The sequence below is a fragment of the Anaerolactibacter massiliensis genome (genome assembly GCF_900290205.1).
GTDB classification, from domain to species: domain Bacteria; phylum Bacillota_I; class Bacilli_A; order Erysipelotrichales; family Erysipelotrichaceae; genus Bulleidia; species Bulleidia intestinalis.
Window position 1 is genome coordinate 1,655,993 of the sequence record NZ_OLMH01000002.1, and the last position, 15,830, is coordinate 1,671,822.

At 52.3% G+C, this 15,830-nt stretch carries 15 protein-coding genes and 1 pseudogene; 5 read left to right on the top strand and 11 right to left on the bottom strand.

Going from position 1 to position 15,830, the window contains the following annotated elements:
* The first annotated feature begins 120 nt into the window (after window positions 1-120).
* The 3 genes from C7E00_RS11475 (at window position 121) to C7E00_RS11485 (ending at window position 3,132) form a co-directional block, all read left to right on the top strand.
* Window positions 121-1,071, top strand: a complete 951-nt coding sequence (locus C7E00_RS11475) for an L-lactate dehydrogenase (protein ID WP_105304397.1) — start codon at window positions 121-123, stop codon at window positions 1,069-1,071.
* Window positions 1,072-1,085: 14 nt separating this feature from the next.
* Entirely contained in the window at window positions 1,086-1,598 is a 513-nt protein-coding gene (locus C7E00_RS11480; RefSeq protein ID WP_105304398.1) for a nitroreductase family protein, read from the top strand.
* Window positions 1,599-1,788: 190 nt separating this feature from the next.
* A complete protein-coding gene (locus tag C7E00_RS11485) occupies window positions 1,789-3,132 on the top strand; it encodes a uracil-xanthine permease family protein (RefSeq protein ID WP_105304948.1) in 1,344 nt (447 codons plus the stop codon).
* A 46-nt stretch (window positions 3,133-3,178) separates the two neighbouring features.
* On the opposite strand, the gene C7E00_RS11490 is transcribed toward C7E00_RS11485, so the two are convergent.
* Window positions 3,179-5,434: a YfhO family protein gene (locus tag C7E00_RS11490; RefSeq protein ID WP_105304399.1), complete on the bottom strand. Its 2,256-nt coding sequence runs from the start codon at window positions 5,432-5,434 to the stop codon at window positions 3,179-3,181.
* A 96-nt stretch (window positions 5,435-5,530) separates the two neighbouring features.
* Between C7E00_RS11490 and C7E00_RS11495 the strand changes: the two genes are divergently transcribed.
* Window positions 5,531-6,496, top strand: coding sequence for an alpha-hydroxy-acid oxidizing protein (locus C7E00_RS11495; protein ID WP_105304400.1), 966 nt, complete (start codon window positions 5,531-5,533; stop codon window positions 6,494-6,496).
* A 70-nt stretch (window positions 6,497-6,566) separates the two neighbouring features.
* On the opposite strand, the gene C7E00_RS11500 is transcribed toward C7E00_RS11495, so the two are convergent.
* The 4 genes from C7E00_RS11500 to C7E00_RS11515 form a co-directional block, all read right to left on the bottom strand.
* Window positions 6,567-7,694 (bottom strand): aldo/keto reductase, encoded by a 1,128-nt coding sequence (locus C7E00_RS11500; protein ID WP_105304401.1) that lies wholly within the window; start codon window positions 7,692-7,694, stop codon window positions 6,567-6,569.
* Window positions 7,695-7,710: 16 nt separating this feature from the next.
* Window positions 7,711-8,322, bottom strand: a complete 612-nt coding sequence (locus tag C7E00_RS11505; protein ID WP_105304402.1) for a uridine kinase family protein — start codon at window positions 8,320-8,322, stop codon at window positions 7,711-7,713.
* An 8-nt stretch (window positions 8,323-8,330) separates the two neighbouring features.
* Window positions 8,331-9,026: a hypothetical protein gene (locus C7E00_RS11510; protein WP_135358214.1), complete on the bottom strand. Its 696-nt coding sequence runs from the start codon at window positions 9,024-9,026 to the stop codon at window positions 8,331-8,333.
* Window positions 9,027-9,102: 76 nt separating this feature from the next.
* Window positions 9,103-11,016 carry a flavocytochrome c gene (locus C7E00_RS11515; RefSeq protein ID WP_105304404.1) on the bottom strand — a complete coding sequence of 638 codons (1,914 nt, stop codon included), beginning with the start codon at window positions 11,014-11,016 and terminating at the stop codon, window positions 9,103-9,105.
* 116 nt (window positions 11,017-11,132) lie between these two features.
* Here C7E00_RS11515 and C7E00_RS11520 point away from each other — a divergent pair, with 116 nt between their 5' ends.
* Complete coding sequence (locus C7E00_RS11520) at window positions 11,133-12,020, top strand: LysR family transcriptional regulator (RefSeq protein WP_167836575.1); 888 nt, start codon at window positions 11,133-11,135, stop codon at window positions 12,018-12,020.
* On the opposite strand, the gene pyrE is transcribed toward C7E00_RS11520, so the two are convergent.
* The 6 genes and pseudogenes from pyrE to C7E00_RS11550 all read right to left on the bottom strand — a co-directional run bounded on the left by pyrE (window position 11,995) and on the right by C7E00_RS11550 (window position 15,813).
* A complete protein-coding gene (gene pyrE / locus C7E00_RS11525) occupies window positions 11,995-12,642 on the bottom strand; it encodes an orotate phosphoribosyltransferase (RefSeq protein WP_105304406.1) in 648 nt (215 codons plus the stop codon). The genes C7E00_RS11520 and pyrE overlap by 26 nt on opposite strands.
* Window positions 12,639-12,836 (bottom strand): annotated as a pseudogene (locus C7E00_RS11530) (orotidine 5'-phosphate decarboxylase / HUMPS family protein); the annotation flags it as partial. The gene pyrE and the pseudogene C7E00_RS11530, both read right to left, overlap by 4 nt.
* Entirely contained in the window at window positions 12,827-13,099 is a 273-nt protein-coding gene (locus tag C7E00_RS11535; RefSeq protein WP_105304408.1) for a hypothetical protein, read from the bottom strand. The pseudogene C7E00_RS11530 and the gene C7E00_RS11535, both read right to left, overlap by 10 nt.
* A gap of 300 nt (window positions 13,100-13,399) precedes the next feature.
* Window positions 13,400-14,326, bottom strand: coding sequence for a pseudouridine-5'-phosphate glycosidase (locus C7E00_RS11540; protein ID WP_105304409.1), 927 nt, complete (start codon window positions 14,324-14,326; stop codon window positions 13,400-13,402).
* Between the two features lie 24 nt (window positions 14,327-14,350).
* Window positions 14,351-15,439, bottom strand: a complete 1,089-nt coding sequence (locus C7E00_RS11545; protein ID WP_105304410.1) for a PfkB family carbohydrate kinase — start codon at window positions 15,437-15,439, stop codon at window positions 14,351-14,353.
* A 170-nt stretch (window positions 15,440-15,609) separates the two neighbouring features.
* The gene (locus C7E00_RS11550) at window positions 15,610-15,813 is read right to left on the bottom strand and encodes a hypothetical protein (protein WP_135358215.1); all 204 of its coding nucleotides are present in this window, start codon (window positions 15,811-15,813) and stop codon (window positions 15,610-15,612) included.
* Between the last annotated feature and the right edge of the window lie 17 nt (window positions 15,814-15,830).

The window sequence follows — 15,830 nt, forward strand, 5'->3', positions numbered from 1 at the left end:
TGTCAGTATTCCTCATGAACTCTTTCCCGATGCACACAGGTTTTTATGCATTCCAGATGATCTGTTTCTGTTCGGATTGCCTGGAAGCAGTTATGATTGTTCTATGAAAGAGGAAGAAGAATGAACCTGAAAAGTACGAAAGTCGTGATTATCGGCGTCGGGAATGTCGGCGCCACCTGTGCCTATACGATCGTGAATATAGGGCTGTGCGATCAGCTCTGCCTGATTGATATGAACAAGGAGAAAGCAATCGGAGAAGCGATGGACCTGACGCATGCAGTGCATTTCATGAACCGCAACATGCAGGTCTATGCCGGCGGCTACAGCGACTGTTCGGATGCGGATGCCATCATCGTCACTGCTTCCGCCCCGATGGATACTTCCAACGACCGCCTGACCTGGCTGGCTCCCAGCAAGAAAGTCATGAAATCCATTGTCTCTTCCGTCATGGCCTCCGGATTCAGCGGCATCTTCATCGTTGTCTCGAATCCGGTAGATCTGATGACCTATTATATCCAGAAGCTTTCCGGCCTGCCGGAAAGACAGGTCATCGGTTCCGGCACCACTCTCGATACAGCTAGACTATGCTGTGAGATAGGCAGCCTGTTCGAACTGAACTCCAAGAGCGTCTCTGCCTATGTGATGGGCGAGCATGGCGATTCGGAAATGGTGGCCTGGAGCACTGCCACGGTTGGCGGCAAGCAGCTGCGCGATGTCATGGAAGACAATCGTTCCAGAGCGGGCGACGTCGACCTGGACCGCCTGCAGGAACAGACGAAGAAAGCAGGCTGGGAGATCTTCAACCGCAAGCATAATACTTCCTATGGAATTGCCGCATCGACCTGCGCGATTCTGAAGTCCATCCTGCTGAATGAGAACCGGATCTATCCGGTCTCCGTCATGCTGAGAGGACAATACGGACTGACAGGAGTATGTCTTTCCGTCCCGACGATCCTTGACCGTACTGGTGCGAAAGAAATCGTCGAGATCCGGCTGGCCAAAGGCGAAAGCAAGAACCTGAAGCGCAGTGCGGATGTCGTGCGTTCCTGCTATGATCTCTTGGAAGACTGAACAGGAGAAGCAGTATGGAATTCTCAGAAGTGATCAGAAATCGATATTCCTGCAAGAATTATTCCGATCGTCCCCTGGAACAGGAGAAGCTTGATGCAATCCTCGAAGCAGGAAGACTTGCCCCGACTGCCAAGAATCTTCAGGAACAGCATATCTACGTGCTGAAATCAGAACAGGCACTTGCAGCCATAGATGCAGAAACACCCTGCCGCTATCATGCCCCGGTAGTTCTCGCCATTGCATTCAATCAGGAACATGTCTTCACGTATCCGGGCGGAAAGTACAGCTCCGGCATCGAGGATGCTGCGATTGTCACCACCCATCTGATGCTGGCAGCGTACAACGAAGGCGTCGGCAGCTGCTGGGTCAATTTCTTCGATCCTGACAAGCTGGCAGAAGCCCTTTCTCTTCCGGAAAACGAGCAGATACTTGCCTTGCTGGATCTTGGCTACCCGTCTGAAAACGGCATGCCGCTCCCGAATCACAGCTCGCGCAAGGACCTTTCCGAGACGGTTTCCTATCTCTGAGAATTCCATTGACGCGGATCAGATTCCATAGTACTATTCCGTCAGTGCTTTAAGGCAGGTCCCGTGAGGCCGCCAAGGACTGCAGGTACATCCGGAACAGTTTTAGTATGTACACGGCTTTCCTTGAGCGAAGGCCGTGTTTTTTCATGACATGGTCAGCGCTCAGCACGAGAAAGAAAGGGAGTATTTCATGAAACTGACCTACGGCGTCAACGACAAACCAGCATTTCCCCAGCTCATCGTCTATGCCTTTCAGCAGGTACTTGCGATCATGGCAGCTACCATCACCGTTCCGATGGTTGTCGGCAACGGCATGTCCACTGCTGCAGCATTGTTTGGAGCAGGCCTCGGCACATTGACTTATGTTCTGTTCACCAAGAAAAAGAGTCCGGTATTCCTGGGCTCCTCCTTTGCATTTATCGGTTCGATGACCGCCGCCTTCGCCGGCGCAGTCAGCCTGCAGGCAGGCTATGCAGGTCTCATCATCGGTGCAATATTCGCCGGCCTGGTCTATGTAGTCCTGGCCATTGCGGTCAAGGCATCCGGAACCGGCTGGATTGACCGCCTCATGCCGGCGGTAGTCATCGGTCCGACTGTCTCGATCATCGGTCTCTCGCTGGCCGGCAGCGCCATCTCGAATCTGCAGGTCAGCAGCGCTACCGGTGCCCAGACCAACATCGCGATCCTCTGCGGAATCATCGCCCTGTTCGCAACGATGCTGGCAAGCACCTACGGCAATTCGCACATCCGCATGATCCCGTTCATCATCGGCATCCTGTGCGGATATGCCGTTGCCCTGATCTTCACCCTGATCGGAAACAGCACCGGCAATGCAGATCTGCAGATCATCAGCTTCCAGTCCTTCCAGGCACTCTCGGAAGGCGGCATCACGCTGAAGACATTCCTGCAGGTTCCTGACTTCACCTTCCTGACCGCAGCACAAGGCTTCAGCCAGATCGATGCGGAATACCTCGGCGTTCTCTTCATGGCTTATGTGCCGGTTGCCTTCGTCGTCTTTGCTGAACACATCGCGGACCATAAAAACATCTCCTCGATCATTGACGCAGATCTTCTGAAAGATCCTGGCCTGGATCATACGCTCTTAGGCGACGGCATCGGCTCTATGGTCGGCGCGTTCTTCGGAGGCTGCCCGAATACGACATATGGCGAGTCGATTGCCTGCGTTGCCATCACCCGCAACGCCTCTACCGCAACGATCATCGCGGCAGCCGTCGAGTGCATCATCCTCTCCTTCTTCAGCCCGATCGTCGCCTTCATCTCCAGCATTCCGTCCTGCGTCATGGGCGGTGTGTGCATGGCCCTCTACGGATTCATCGCTGTCTCCGGTCTCAAGATGATCCAGAATGTCGACCTCGAAGAAGGCCGCAACCTCTTCGTGGTATCCGTCATCCTGATTGCCGGCATCGGCGGTCTCTCGCTGAACTTCTCACACGTGACGCTCACCGCAGTTGCGACGGCATTGATCCTGGGCATCGTCGTGAATAAGATGCTCGGCGCACCGAAGAAGAACTGAGCCTTCTGATCCCATCCGGAGCTCTGCACCTGCGGGGCTCTCTTTTTTATTTCTTGTTCTTCATTGCCAGAAGAGTCAGAACGATGAGGGAACCAGCACTGCACGCGATGCCCTGAGAGAGTCCCTTCACGGAATAATGGAACGAGACTTCACATGTTCCCTCAGGAAGCACTAATCCGATGAATCCTCCGTCTGTACGGATCGATTCTGCATCGGTTCCATTCACTGTGATCTTCCAGCCATCCGAATCCGGTATCGAGAATACCCAGAATGTTTCTGCATCATCCTGAATCGTGAACTTCACATCGGTTCCGGACCATTCTTCCGGAGAACTGAACTTCCGGGAGACAGAGAGACAATTCTGAAGATTCTCATATTCCTCATCCGGAACAATCACGGTCTTCTCCAGCAGTTCCATGATCTGTTCATGATTCTGTTCAGGTTCTTCTGCCAGTTCATTGAGGACGGATTCCTTTGTCAGCTCCTCTGCAGAAAATGCCATGCCCTGGGCAGCTTCATTGCGGTAGACATTGAAGTGTTCGGTCGAGAAGATCGGGGTATCGTTCCGCACCGATTCCGAATACTTCGGCGAGCAGATGGAATACTTCGCATCCAGCAATGCAAACTGTCCAGAATCCTGCAGATTGAATTGCCAGTTCACATCCGGATAGAGACCGATCCAGGAAAGATAATCATGAAGCGCAGGCTCATAGAGACTGTCATAGCTGGATAAGGACGGAATGCCGTAATACATGCCGGCATTGGCCAGAGAATTCTGATCTGCCTGAATGCCGGTATTGAGATCCACCCGGAAGAAGGAATCATCCATTCCCCGCAGCGTATCCATGATCTCCTGGATCTCTGCATCATAGGCAAGATACTCTGCCTCTTCGCCGATGGAGATCGCACTGCGCATCGAAACGTTTCCGAACACCAAGGCCTCCGCCAGAACTGCAGTCATCAGAGCACGAGGGCGCTGTTTCTTCCAGAGATATCCTTCCAGCGCAATCATGACCACTGCCGCGCCAAGCATGATCTGTTCCGGATAGCCTAGGGAGAACTCAATCTTCTGCGCAAGCGGAATCACGATGCCAAGCACTGCAGAAAGAATCAGAAGCACAGCTGACGTCTTCTTCAGAAGAACTTCATCCGGCACCTCATCCAATGCCTCTGATCCGAGCATCACCAGACAAAGCACAGCGATGAATGAATACCTCAGCGAATACGTCAGATGAAACAGCAGCCCGAACTGCGGAGCAGCAAACGTCACCAGCGTCACAATGAGAAGGACTCTGTTCCATTTCTTTCCCTTCAAAGCCTGCGGCACTGCCAGAAGAGAGATAGTGCCAGCATACGTTCCGATCTGATAGAAGTAATACCAGTAGTCGTGATACAGCAGATGCGATCCCCTGATAACCGGAATGAAAAAGCTCATCACAATCGCACACACATTCGTGAAACTCCACCAGGAATAATGATTCAGCGTACCGGAAAGACGCGGGCTTTCCAGCATTGTCCAAAGCGCAGGCACAACCAGAAATCCGGCCAGCCCGATGCCAAGCAGAATCTTCAGGAGAGCAGACCATGCATGACGGAAGAAATGCGTCTGCTTCAGCGATCCATGGATCTGCTGCCAGCGCACGATCCAGTACAGAACTCCGAATAAGCCTAGCGGCCAGAACAGATAGAAATTGATGCACGCACAAAGGAACGAGGAGAAGACCAGGAGCTTTCCCGACCGCTTCTGCAGCATGTCTTCCAGTCCGGCAAGAAACAGCGGAAGGAAGACATAGAAACTCAGAAACTGAATCTGTTCCAGAAAGACATCCGTCCATCCGCTGAACATGAACAGCAGCGAGAACAGGAATACCGAAGCGTCTGAACGATTCAGCTTTCTGAGCCAGATGGAGCACGTCACGCATGCCGTCAGAAGCCTGAGCCCGGTCATCAGAAACTGCACCGTAGGAAGATAGGAAATCACCCGGTACAGAAGATATCCGATCCAGGCAAAGGGATCCCCGATCAGAAATAATGCCTTAGACGTATAGAACGAATTCCCTAGAAATGAATTCCAGCTCCAGAAGATCTCTCCGGAATCAATCAGCCGGCAGAATTCCCGGTAGTATGGAGTGCCCTGGCGCACATAGTCATAGGCAATCAGATATGTATCATCCATGCTTAATGGCTGATGTGTCAGAATGCTCTTCAGGAGATTCCAGCTGTATGGCAGAAAATACAGAAAAAGCAGAACAAGCGCCGACAGCACCAGCCATGCATAGAACTTTGCCTGCTTCTTTCTCATGAGACAATTCTAGCACATGGTGCTTCCCTCAATCGCTCTGCTTCATTTGCCCGGAAGAGATCATTGCGCTATCGTTATACCGAAAAAGGAGAACTTATGACCAATACGATGAATAGTCCCTGGCCGGATCCCGCCGGTGTAATTCCGGTTACGGATGGATCCGCAGAAGATGCCAATGTTACCGCCCGGCGGTATCTCGACAGCCTTCATGTCGAGATGAGGCTGATTGATTCCGTCAAGCCGGACCTCTCCGTCACGATCTTTCAGAAAACTTATCAGACCTCGATCATGATGCCGGCTTTCTCGCATCTGAACAAGAATCCTGGCAATGGCAGGCTGCCAATGTCAGAATATGCGGCAGCTGCCGCAGACCTGCATACCCTGAACTGGGTCGGCATGGAAAGTGATGAGACCTTTCAGGAGATCATGAAAGAAGGCGCCGATACGGTGCGGATCATCAAACCGTTCGCCGACCATGACCGCATCCGCAGCGAGATGAAAGCCGCGAAGGAAGCAGGCGCTGCCGCTGTCGGCATCGATATCGATCACATTGCCGGAAAAGACGGCGAGTATGATGTCGTGGATTCCATTCCGATGGGACCGGTATTATACGAAGATCTATGCAGCTATATCCGGGAAGCAGATCTGCCTTTTGTCGTCAAAGGCGTGCTGTCAGTATCCGATGCGCTGAAGGCAAGAGATGCCGGAGCAGCTGCCGTATTCGTTTCCCATCACCATGGCCGCGTTCCGTTCGGCATCCCGCCGGTCTCCATTCTCCCCGAAATCCGCAAAGCTCTGGATGGAAGCGATGTCGCAATCTTCTGCGACTGCTCGATCAGCAGCGGCTATGATGCCTACAAGGCACTTGCGCTCGGGGCAGATGCAGTTTCGGTGGGCAGAGGCATTCTGATGCCGCTGCTGAAGGAAGGACGCGAAGGCGTCATCCGCCAGGTCACGAAGATGAATCGGCAGCTTTCTGAACTGTGCATGTATACCGGTGTTCCGGATATGAAGTCTTTCGATCCTTCTGTGATTCACATCCCCGCAGCTTATCAGTTCTGAGATCCCTTCCTGGGATCTCTTTTCATAGAAAAAAGCAGAAACAGGAATTCCCGTTTCTGCCTGAATCAGATCAGCCTTCCAGCATCGCTGCTGCTTCTTCCAGATGTTTCCGGATCTCGATGTGCTGAGGGCATGCATCTTCGCACTGTCCGCAATGCACGCAGGAACTTGCAGCACCATGATCTTTCAGCAGACGCTGATAATCACGCTTTGCGCCTTCCAGATCATTGTAGACAAGTCTGCGGTTGACGGCTTTGAATACCCCCGGAATCTCGATATGCATCGGGCATCCGCCTGTGCAGTAATGGCATGCCGTGCATGGAATCGTCTTGACCTCCGCCATTGCCTTGCGTGCATGTTCCAGAACTTCCTGTTCCTTCTCGCTTAGCGGCGTGAAGTCTTTCATATAAGACAGATTGTCATTCATCTGCTCCAGCGAGGACATTCCGGAAAGCACGACCATGACATCCGGCAGGGAAGCCGCAAAGCGGATAGCCCACGATGCATAAGATCTCTCTGGATTCACAGTCTTCATCTCTTCGGCAATCACCGGCAGCGGATTGGCAAGACTGCCTCCCTTGACCGGCTCCATGACCACCACCGGCTTGCCATGTTTCACGCATACTTCATAGTTCTTCCGCGACTGCACTTCCGGATTCTCCCAGTCGGCATAATTCAGCTGCAGCTGCACGAACTCTGCTTCCGGGTGAGCGGTCAGAATCGAATCCAGAACTTCTGGCGTATCATGGAACGAGAAGCCCATGTGGCGGATCTTCCCCTCTGCCTTCTTCTGCTTCACGAAGTCCCAGATGCCATACGAATCATAGAACTTCAGATTTTCAGAAGACAGCGCATGCAGCAGATAGAAATCGAAGTAGCCTGCACCCGTCCGTTCCAGAGAAGTCTCGAATTCCTTCTTTGCTTCCTCTTCAGAGCTGACTGCCCATTTCGACGCATTGAGCTTGTCTGCCAGATAGAACGAATCACGCGGATGACGCTCTACCAGAGCCTTGCGGCACGCTTCTTCCGATCCGTCATACACATATGCCGTATCGAAATACTTCATCCCCGCAGCCAGAAACGCATCCGTCATCTGTGCTGCTTCTTCCGTGTCAATGACATTCTCGCTCTTTCTAGGCAGTCTCATCAGACCGAACCCAAGCTTCGGCATCGCAGATACAAATTCTTTTTCCAGCATACTTCCCGTTCTCCTTTCAGAACTCCGTGTCCTTCATCGAGGAATTCACGGTCACATCGCACACATCCTGCACCCCGCAGGACGCAAAGTATTTCTCTTCCAGAGGAATCCACTGATTCTGAAACACCTGAACCTTCTCTGCAGGTTCTCTCTTCTTCAGTCTTTCCATCTGATCCTCCGGACTCACATCCAGAAAGATCTTCAGACCATAATACTTCCGAAGATCCGGATGCAGGCAGTAGGAACCTTCCACAATGACCGCTTCTGAAGCAGGAACCGTAATCTGATCTCCCATCTGCATCACCTTGCAGTCAAATCTCTGAAACGTCACTTCTTTCTGCTGCTTCACCTGTTCCAGCACTTCTTCCAGACGCTCCCGGTCCATATTTCCGCCAGGCTCGGCATACCGTGCTTCCGTACGCTGCTCAGGCCTCAGAAAGAAATCATCCGCATGAATCACCGGACAGTTCAGCTTTGCGCAAAGCAATCCTGCAAATGTCGTCTTGCCGGATGCACACCTGCCATCAATTCCGATCAGCAGCGGATGATGCGACTCTTCCAGAAACTCTGCAAAATGCGAGATCTCCTGGGCTTTGTATTCAAAGAATTCATCAAGAAAATCAGTCATATTCACTCCTATCGGCGGATCGTTCCGCCGCCTTCGGTCTTATTATAAGACTTCGTCGCATGATACACCTGTATCAGTCTGCGCTCCATCTCATTGAGCTTCTTTTCCCTGCACAAAACAACCCTTACATACACATAGAGTCCATCCCGGATATCGCTGTATACTTCGCCATTGCCCCTTCCCGAGAAATGACTGAAGATCCGATGATAAACCCGCAGGGACTGACCGACATACACATTCTGATAATTCCGGATCTGATCCGAAGATTTCAGAGGGCGTTCATAGGAAGCGATCACATAGCATCCCGGTTCATCCTGATACTTGTATCCCTTCTGTGTTTTACGGTCGACAATCCAGTCTTCCAGAAATTCTTCCCGGCTCATCCATCTTCCCTGCGAACCTGATGCCGCAAGAATCCGGATTGATGCCCATAGAAATACCGCAATTCCGCCGAACAGGAAGCCATTTTGCAAAGCAGGATCTGCCTCTTTCCGAAATATCCAGAAGAGAAAAAAGCAGAGCGCAGAAAGCACATACAGGAAAGCAGTGAACTTTGCCTTCCTGCCCGGATGCACTGCAGGTGCTTCCGGTTCTTCTCCCTTTGAAGTATGAACCTCCAGCAGATTTCCCTCTTCATCAAAATCCATCTGCACGGAATATGCAGGCTTCTCGTGTGCGGTCATACCGGTATTATAGCAGTTCATGCAGGAATGCCAGGGCATAAGAAAACCGCAGACCTCCGATGGAAATCTGCGGCAATCAATCGTTCAGAAATAATGATTACTTAGCGTAATCAGCAGCACTCTGACCAGCGATTCTGCCGAATACGACGAAGTCTGCGACTGCGTTTCCGCCCAGACGGTTTGCACCATGCACGCCGCCCGTCACTTCGCCTGCTGCGAACAGTCCCGGAATCACGCTCGAATCTGCTTTCTCTACTTCTGCAGAAGAATCGATCTTCAGGCCGCCCATCGTATGATGGACACCCGGCTGTACCAGGATCGCATACATCGTGCCTTCCAGCTGATGGTTGAATGAGGTTCTGCCGAAATCCGGATCGCTCTCATTGGCAACGCATGTATTCCAGTCATCAATCGTCTTTGTCAGCGTATCAGCGTCAACACCCATCGCTGCAGCCAGATCTGCGACCGTATCGCCCTGAACCGTCCATCCCTTGGTTACATAGCCCTGGATGACCGTCGAAGCATCATACATCGACTGGTCGACAATCAGCCATGCCTGGCCGTCTGTCTGCGCATTCTCGTCTGCACTGACCTTGTCTCTCGTACCGACTTCATCCGTGAAACGGGATCCTTCCTTGTTCACGAGAATTGCACCATCTCCGCGGAGTCCTTCCGTGATCAGGTTTGCACTGCCGTCATCTGCGACATGAACTGTCGGATGAAGCTGGATCTGATCCATATCTACCGTCGCTGCTCCGACATCCTCTGCCGTTGCCATCACGATGCCCTGGCCCTGTGCGCCCGGTGCGTTCGTCGTGATATAGCCGTCCAGTGCCGGATTCTGCTCTGCAACCATCGCATTGTTTGCACCGAAGCCTCCGGTAGCTAATACCACTGCCTTCGCATTGACGGTCAGCGTGGAACCATCCTTCTGCTCTGCCTGAACCCCGGCTGCCTTGCCATCCGACATCAGAATCTTATTCGCTGTTGTGTTGTAATGAACCGTGATGCCTCTGTCCTCGACATTCTGCGTCAGAATCGGAACCAGATAAGCTCCGACTGCAACGGTCTTGCCCTCGTCATTGACCGGACGGTGAATCCGCTTGACGCTTGCGCCGCCGAACTGTGCGACGTTGTGCAGAGATGCACCGATCGTATCCAGCCAGTCAATCGCATCTGCGCTGTTCTCGCAGAGCGTCTTCACCAGTTCCGGATCATTGATGCCCTTGCCGCCGATCATCGTATCCAGTTCAAACAGCTCGGTGGAATCGAAGTATCCCTGCGGATCTGCCTGGTATGCATCCCACTGTTCCTGAACTGTCTTGGCCAGTGCAGTGATCGTCTCATTGTCTGCATATTTCTCTGCTGCCGTCTTCAATGCCTTCTCGACACCGGCTGCTTCATCGAAGTCATTGTCATCCTGGTAGACGGTCTTAGCCGCATTCATGCCGCCGGTCGAACGTACGGAGTTGCCGCCGCCCATTGCCTGGCTTTCCAGAATGATGACCGACTTGCCTGCATCCGCTGCCGTGATTGCGGCAACCATGCCCGCTCCGCCGGCACCGACTACGACAACATCTGCTTCTTCCGTGACATCTCCGGCTGCGGTTGCAGCAGAGACTGCGGTCTTGTAATCATCCGGATTCAGTCCTGCGGAAGTCAGCGCTGCAGCTGCTGCTTCCAGAACTGCATCACTGGTAACCGTAGCACCGGAAACCGTATCAACTCCGATACTTCCGGAATCCTTGATCTCCTGTGCCATCGTCTCCATCGCAGTATCGCCGATGCCCGGAGTCTCATCCTTGCCTTCAATCGATACGTCTGTGATCTTGGAATCTGTCAGCGTCAGCGTGACGGTAACATCTCCGCCCTTGCCCTGGGCTGTTCCTTCGAACGTTCCGGATACACCGGCAGACGCCGAAGCTGCGGACTGATCATTTCCCGAAGAGCTGCATCCTGCCAGGGACACAGCCATGGCCATGGTCGAAACAAGTGCAATCAGTTTCTTCATTTCTTCCTCCCTTATCAAGGCATTTCTGCCTCAGCACGAAAATTATAATGATTTCACAATCTCACAACAAATGTATTTTTCATATATCTTACATATCAATTTATTATAATAACTGCATGATCAGCTATGACTACTACCGAATCTTCTATTATGTCGCTTCTTCCGGCAGTTTCACGAACGCAGCAAAGCTTCTGAATAACAGCCAGCCGAATATTACCCGCTGCATTTCCAACCTGGAAGCTCAGCTTGGCTGCCGGCTCTTCATCCGCACGAGAGGCGGTGTCACGCTGACTTCTGCTGGCAAGGAGCTCTACCGGCACGTCTCGGCTGCAGTGGTTCAGCTGGATGCTGGCGAAGCTGCTGTGAATTCCGAGATCGGCCTGAAATCAGGCATGGTGACCATCACTGCTACCGATGCCGGCATGCGGCTGATTCTTCTTCCGGCAATCACTGAATTCCGAAAGAAGTATCCGAAGATTCGCTTCCGCATCACCTCCATGAATACACCACCTGCCATTGATCAGGTCGAAATGGGGATGGCAGATTTTGCCGTTGTCACCGATCCGCTCTCCCTGCCGAAAACCTGCCGCAGCACGGTGCTTTCGGATATGAAAGAAAGGCTCTACGGCACTGAGGAAATCAGAAAAGCTGCAGAAAAAGAAACTTCTCTGCTGCAGCTGATGAATCAGTTCCCGCCGGTCACGATGAACACCGGATCAAGCACGCGGGAATACTATGAATTATTCTTTCTGAAGCACCATATCCCATTCCGCCCGGCTATGGAAGCGTCGAGTCTGGAACAGGTCGGAGCTGCGATCGCAGCCGGGCTCGGCATCGGCTTTCTGCCTGAGAAGCTGGCAGAAGAAGCCAGATATCCCGGCACTCTGCAGGAGATTCCGATCCGGGAAACCCTGCCGATCAGGAAACTCCATCTGATTGAATCCGGATCAAGGATTCTGCCGCCGGCAGCACATGCCGTTATTTCGCTGCTGAAGAACCGGTGATCCAGCTTTCGTCACAAGGATTGTCGCGGAACGCCAGCAAGGCGCTGACCTGGTCTCTGCGGATGCGGTTTTCTTCGACTGCGATTTCCAGCAGCGTGTCATAATCCGAAGCACTGTAATTCACGAGATGATGTTCCTGCAGACGATCTGCAGCTTTCTTCATGCCATACGTGAAGATCGATACGATGCCGAGCACTTCGCATCCTGCTTTTCTCAGCACTTCTGCAACTTCGACACATGATCCTGAGGTTGAGATCAGATCTTCGATGACGACAACCTTTGTGCCTGGTTCGCACTTTCCTTCAATCTGGCTGCCGCGGCCATGATCTTTCGCGCTGGAACGCACATATCCCATCGGAAGGCCGAGGATTTCAGCGGTGATTGCCGCATGCGCAATGCCAGCTGTGCTGGTTCCCATCAGCTGCTGGCATTCCGGGAAATGTTCCCTGACCAGTTCTGCTAATGCATGTTCCACGTCGCTGCGCACGCTGACATCCGACAGCGTCAGGCGATTGTCGCAGTAGATCGGCGACTTGATTCCGGATGCCCAGGTGAACGGTTCCTCCGGTCTCAGAAATACCGCACCGATTCTCAGAAGATCTGAAGCAATTTCCTTTTTCATGCATATTCTCCTTCCGTGAATTCCTGCATTGCCCTGCGATAGGCAGCGACAGGATCTGCTGCACCTGTGATGGATCTGCCGACCACGATATAGGTGCTGCCGAGCTTTCTGGCCATTGAAGGAGTCGTGACCCGCTTCTGGTCTCCTTTTGCGTCTTCGGCAAACCGGATACCTGGCGTTACGGTCAGAAAGTCTTTCCGTCCGAGATGCGGACCATTGCCAGCACGATGCTGGTGAAGACCATCGGAACGATGACCAGCTGCAGGGATCTCACGAAAAGTGGTCCGATGATGTAGAAGAGGCCGATGGCACTTTCATTGCCGGATGCGGAGATGTCCGCAAACAGAAGATGATTGATGACGTTCCAGCTATCTGAATTCCCCGATGCATTCAGATGCTCGCGCAGTGGGATCACGCCAAGTCCGGCGATGATGGCTGCACTCATGGCAAACAGCATTCTTCTGGTAAGACTACGTGATTACTTCTGCATTTCCGATCTCCCTTTCGTGAAAAAAGCCTCCAGGCAGATGGCCATGGAGGTTCAAGTTCACAATATGCAGTTCCGCTGCATTTCTGCAGTCTGTACCCGGACCAGCTATCATCGCCTTCATGGTATCTCGTACCATATTAAAGCCTGCTTTTTCCTGGGAGAATTATAGGCACGCCCGGACAGGAGGTCACCAGGAATTTCCATTACATTTCTGCCGAGACAGAAAAACCGCCGGAATGGCCCGGCGGCTGAGAATGAGCAATGCGATTACTTGTTCTCTTCTGACCAGAAGGACTTAGCAATCTGCGAGCAGACTTTTGCGTTGTTGTAAACCAGATGGATGTTGGAATCCAGCGAATCGCCGCCCGTGATGGAAGCGACTTTTGCCAGCAGGAACGGCGTGCACTCCTTGCCCTTGATTCCCTTCTCATCCATTTCCTTGATCGCTTCATCAATTGCAGCATTGATGACCTTGTCATCCATTGCATACTCTTCCGGAATCGGATTTGTTACCAGCATGCCGCCCTTGAGGCCAAGGTCATGCTGAACACGGAATGCCTTTGCGCACTCTTCCGGGGTATCCAGTTCATAGTCAACCTTCAGTCCGGAATGACGGGAATAGAATGCAGGCAGCTCCTTCGTTCCATAGCCGATGACCGGAACCCCATGAGTTTCCAGATACTCCAGCGTTAAGCCGAGATCGAGAATTGCCTTTGCACCAGCACAGACAACCATGACCGGAGTATTTGCGAGTTCTTCCAGGTCAGCAGAGATATCGAAGGTCTGCTGTGCCCCGCGATGGACACCGCCGATACCGCCGGTAGCGAAGAACTTGATGCCGGCCATGTTGGCAATCATCATGGTCGTCGTGACGGTGGTAGCACCATCCTGGCCTTCTGCGCAGAGCACTGCCAGATCGCGGCGGGATGCCTTTGCGATCTTGGTTCCCTTCTTGCCGAAGTATTCAATTTCTTCCGGAGTAAGACCAGCCTTCAGGCGACCGCCGATAATGGCGATCGTTGCCGGGACAGCGCCATTCTCACGGATGATCTTCTCTACATTCAGAGCCGTCTCCACATTCTGCGGATAAGGCATGCCATGAGAAATAATGGTTGACTCCAGAGCCACGACTGGCTTGCCGGCCTTGACAGCTTCAGCTACTTCAGGGTTCACATCAAGATATTTGTTCAGCATTTTCGTATTCCTCCTTATGAATTTCTATTGCTGAGTGGTCAGAAGTTTTTCCTTGACAGATTCCACCGACATATCCGGGTTGATGGTATCCGCACCTTCGACTGCAATCGCTGCTGCAGCACTCGCCCAGGCTGCCGCATCGATGAGATTGGTTCCTTCGAGATATGCCCATGCCAGGGCTGCCATGAAGGCATCTCCGGCACCGGTCGCATTCTTCATCTCTGCTCTGCAGCAGGGATACGTGAGCATCTCATGGTGATCTGCCGCGAAGACTCCATCTGTACCAAGTGAGATGAATACCCGGTGCAGACCGGTATCCAGGAGAACCTTCGCGGCTTTCTTCAGATCTTCCTGGTTATGGATCTCAACGCCGCTGAGATGTTCTGCTTCAATCCGGTTCGGCTTCAGCGTATTCAGTTTCCCGAGATAAGGTTTCAGCTTATCCGCCTTGGCCACGGAAACCGGATCCGCGAAAATCGGAGCTGTGACATGTTCTGCAATATACTTAATGGATTCTTCCGGAATATTGGTATCGATGATGACGATCTGCGCATTATTCAGAATCGTCAGGTTATGGCTCAGATAACGAGGCGTGATCTCCTCGCAGATGGCCATGTCATTCACGGCAAGAGCCATATCTCCATCCGGATCATTCAGGAAGATATACGTGGAAGTTCTTGCGCCTGGAATCTTTCTTGCATGGCTGATATCAATGCCGAGATTCGCACAGCTTGCCTCGATGCGCTGAGCATAGCCATCATCTCCGAACGCCGTCAGAAACCGCACATCCACTCCGAGCAGAGACAGATTGTGAGCAATATTTCTGCCGACGCCGCCAAGACTCGTCTGAGCCTTGCCCGGATTGGAATCTCTGGCAACCAGCGGTGCAAACGACTGTCCGCCGATATCGATGTTCACGCCGCCGACGACCGCAACATACGTTCCGGAACGAAGCACATAACCTTTGCCTGCAATATACCCTTTCTTCATCAGATTGGAGATATGCACGGCAACTGCGCTCCTGGAAATGCCTGCTTTCTTTGCAAGCTCTTCCTGGGAGATCATCGGGTTTTCCTCAATCCACTGAAGAATCTGACGTTCTCTCTGTGTCATTTGTTCTCCTTTGCTTTTGCTTATTTTGCAACTTTTGTTTACTAAACCAGTATAGGCGCAAGCGCTTCCAAGTCAACAGCAATTCTCTGTTTTCCTGTTCTCAGATTTTCTCTATTCTGGCCTTCCGAGAAAAAAAGGCAATCCCCTGAAACATGGGAGCCTGTTCATTTTCAGAAGCCATAGCTGCATAAGCAGGTGATCAGCGAGAAGACGCCGAGAGTCGATGCAAGAACCATCAGCAGCCGATGAAACTGGCGATCCGTGATCCGAAACTTCCGGCCATCCAGTTTTTCAAACAGCAGATAGATCATGAAAATGCTGAGCACCGTCATGACGATACTCAGCAGATGGATTCTGGTCAATTCCTTCATCATCTCTGCCGCCGACACAA

Coding starts and splice junctions, on each gene's coding strand:
- C7E00_RS11475 (WP_105304397.1), top strand. CDS start 121: ATGAACCTGAAAAGTACGAAAGTCGTGATTATCGGCGTCGGGAATGTC.
- C7E00_RS11480 (WP_105304398.1), top strand. CDS start 1,086: ATGGAATTCTCAGAAGTGATCAGAAATCGATATTCCTGCAAGAATTAT.
- C7E00_RS11485 (WP_105304948.1), top strand. CDS start 1,789: ATGAAACTGACCTACGGCGTCAACGACAAACCAGCATTTCCCCAGCTC.
- C7E00_RS11490 (WP_105304399.1), bottom strand. CDS start 5,434: ATGAGAAAGAAGCAGGCAAAGTTCTATGCATGGCTGGTGCTGTCGGCG.
- C7E00_RS11495 (WP_105304400.1), top strand. CDS start 5,531: ATGACCAATACGATGAATAGTCCCTGGCCGGATCCCGCCGGTGTAATT.
- C7E00_RS11500 (WP_105304401.1), bottom strand. CDS start 7,694: ATGCTGGAAAAAGAATTTGTATCTGCGATGCCGAAGCTTGGGTTCGGT.
- C7E00_RS11505 (WP_105304402.1), bottom strand. CDS start 8,322: ATGACTGATTTTCTTGATGAATTCTTTGAATACAAAGCCCAGGAGATC.
- C7E00_RS11510 (WP_135358214.1), bottom strand. CDS start 9,026: ATGAACTGCTATAATACCGGTATGACCGCACACGAGAAGCCTGCATAT.
- C7E00_RS11515 (WP_105304404.1), bottom strand. CDS start 11,016: ATGAAGAAACTGATTGCACTTGTTTCGACCATGGCCATGGCTGTGTCC.
- C7E00_RS11520 (WP_167836575.1), top strand. CDS start 11,133: ATGATCAGCTATGACTACTACCGAATCTTCTATTATGTCGCTTCTTCC.
- pyrE (WP_105304406.1), bottom strand. CDS start 12,642: ATGAAAAAGGAAATTGCTTCAGATCTTCTGAGAATCGGTGCGGTATTT.
- C7E00_RS11535 (WP_105304408.1), bottom strand. CDS start 13,099: ATGCTGTTTGCCATGAGTGCAGCCATCATCGCCGGACTTGGCGTGATC.
- C7E00_RS11540 (WP_105304409.1), bottom strand. CDS start 14,326: ATGCTGAACAAATATCTTGATGTGAACCCTGAAGTAGCTGAAGCTGTC.
- C7E00_RS11545 (WP_105304410.1), bottom strand. CDS start 15,439: ATGACACAGAGAGAACGTCAGATTCTTCAGTGGATTGAGGAAAACCCG.
- C7E00_RS11550 (WP_135358215.1), bottom strand. CDS start 15,813: ATGATGAAGGAATTGACCAGAATCCATCTGCTGAGTATCGTCATGACG.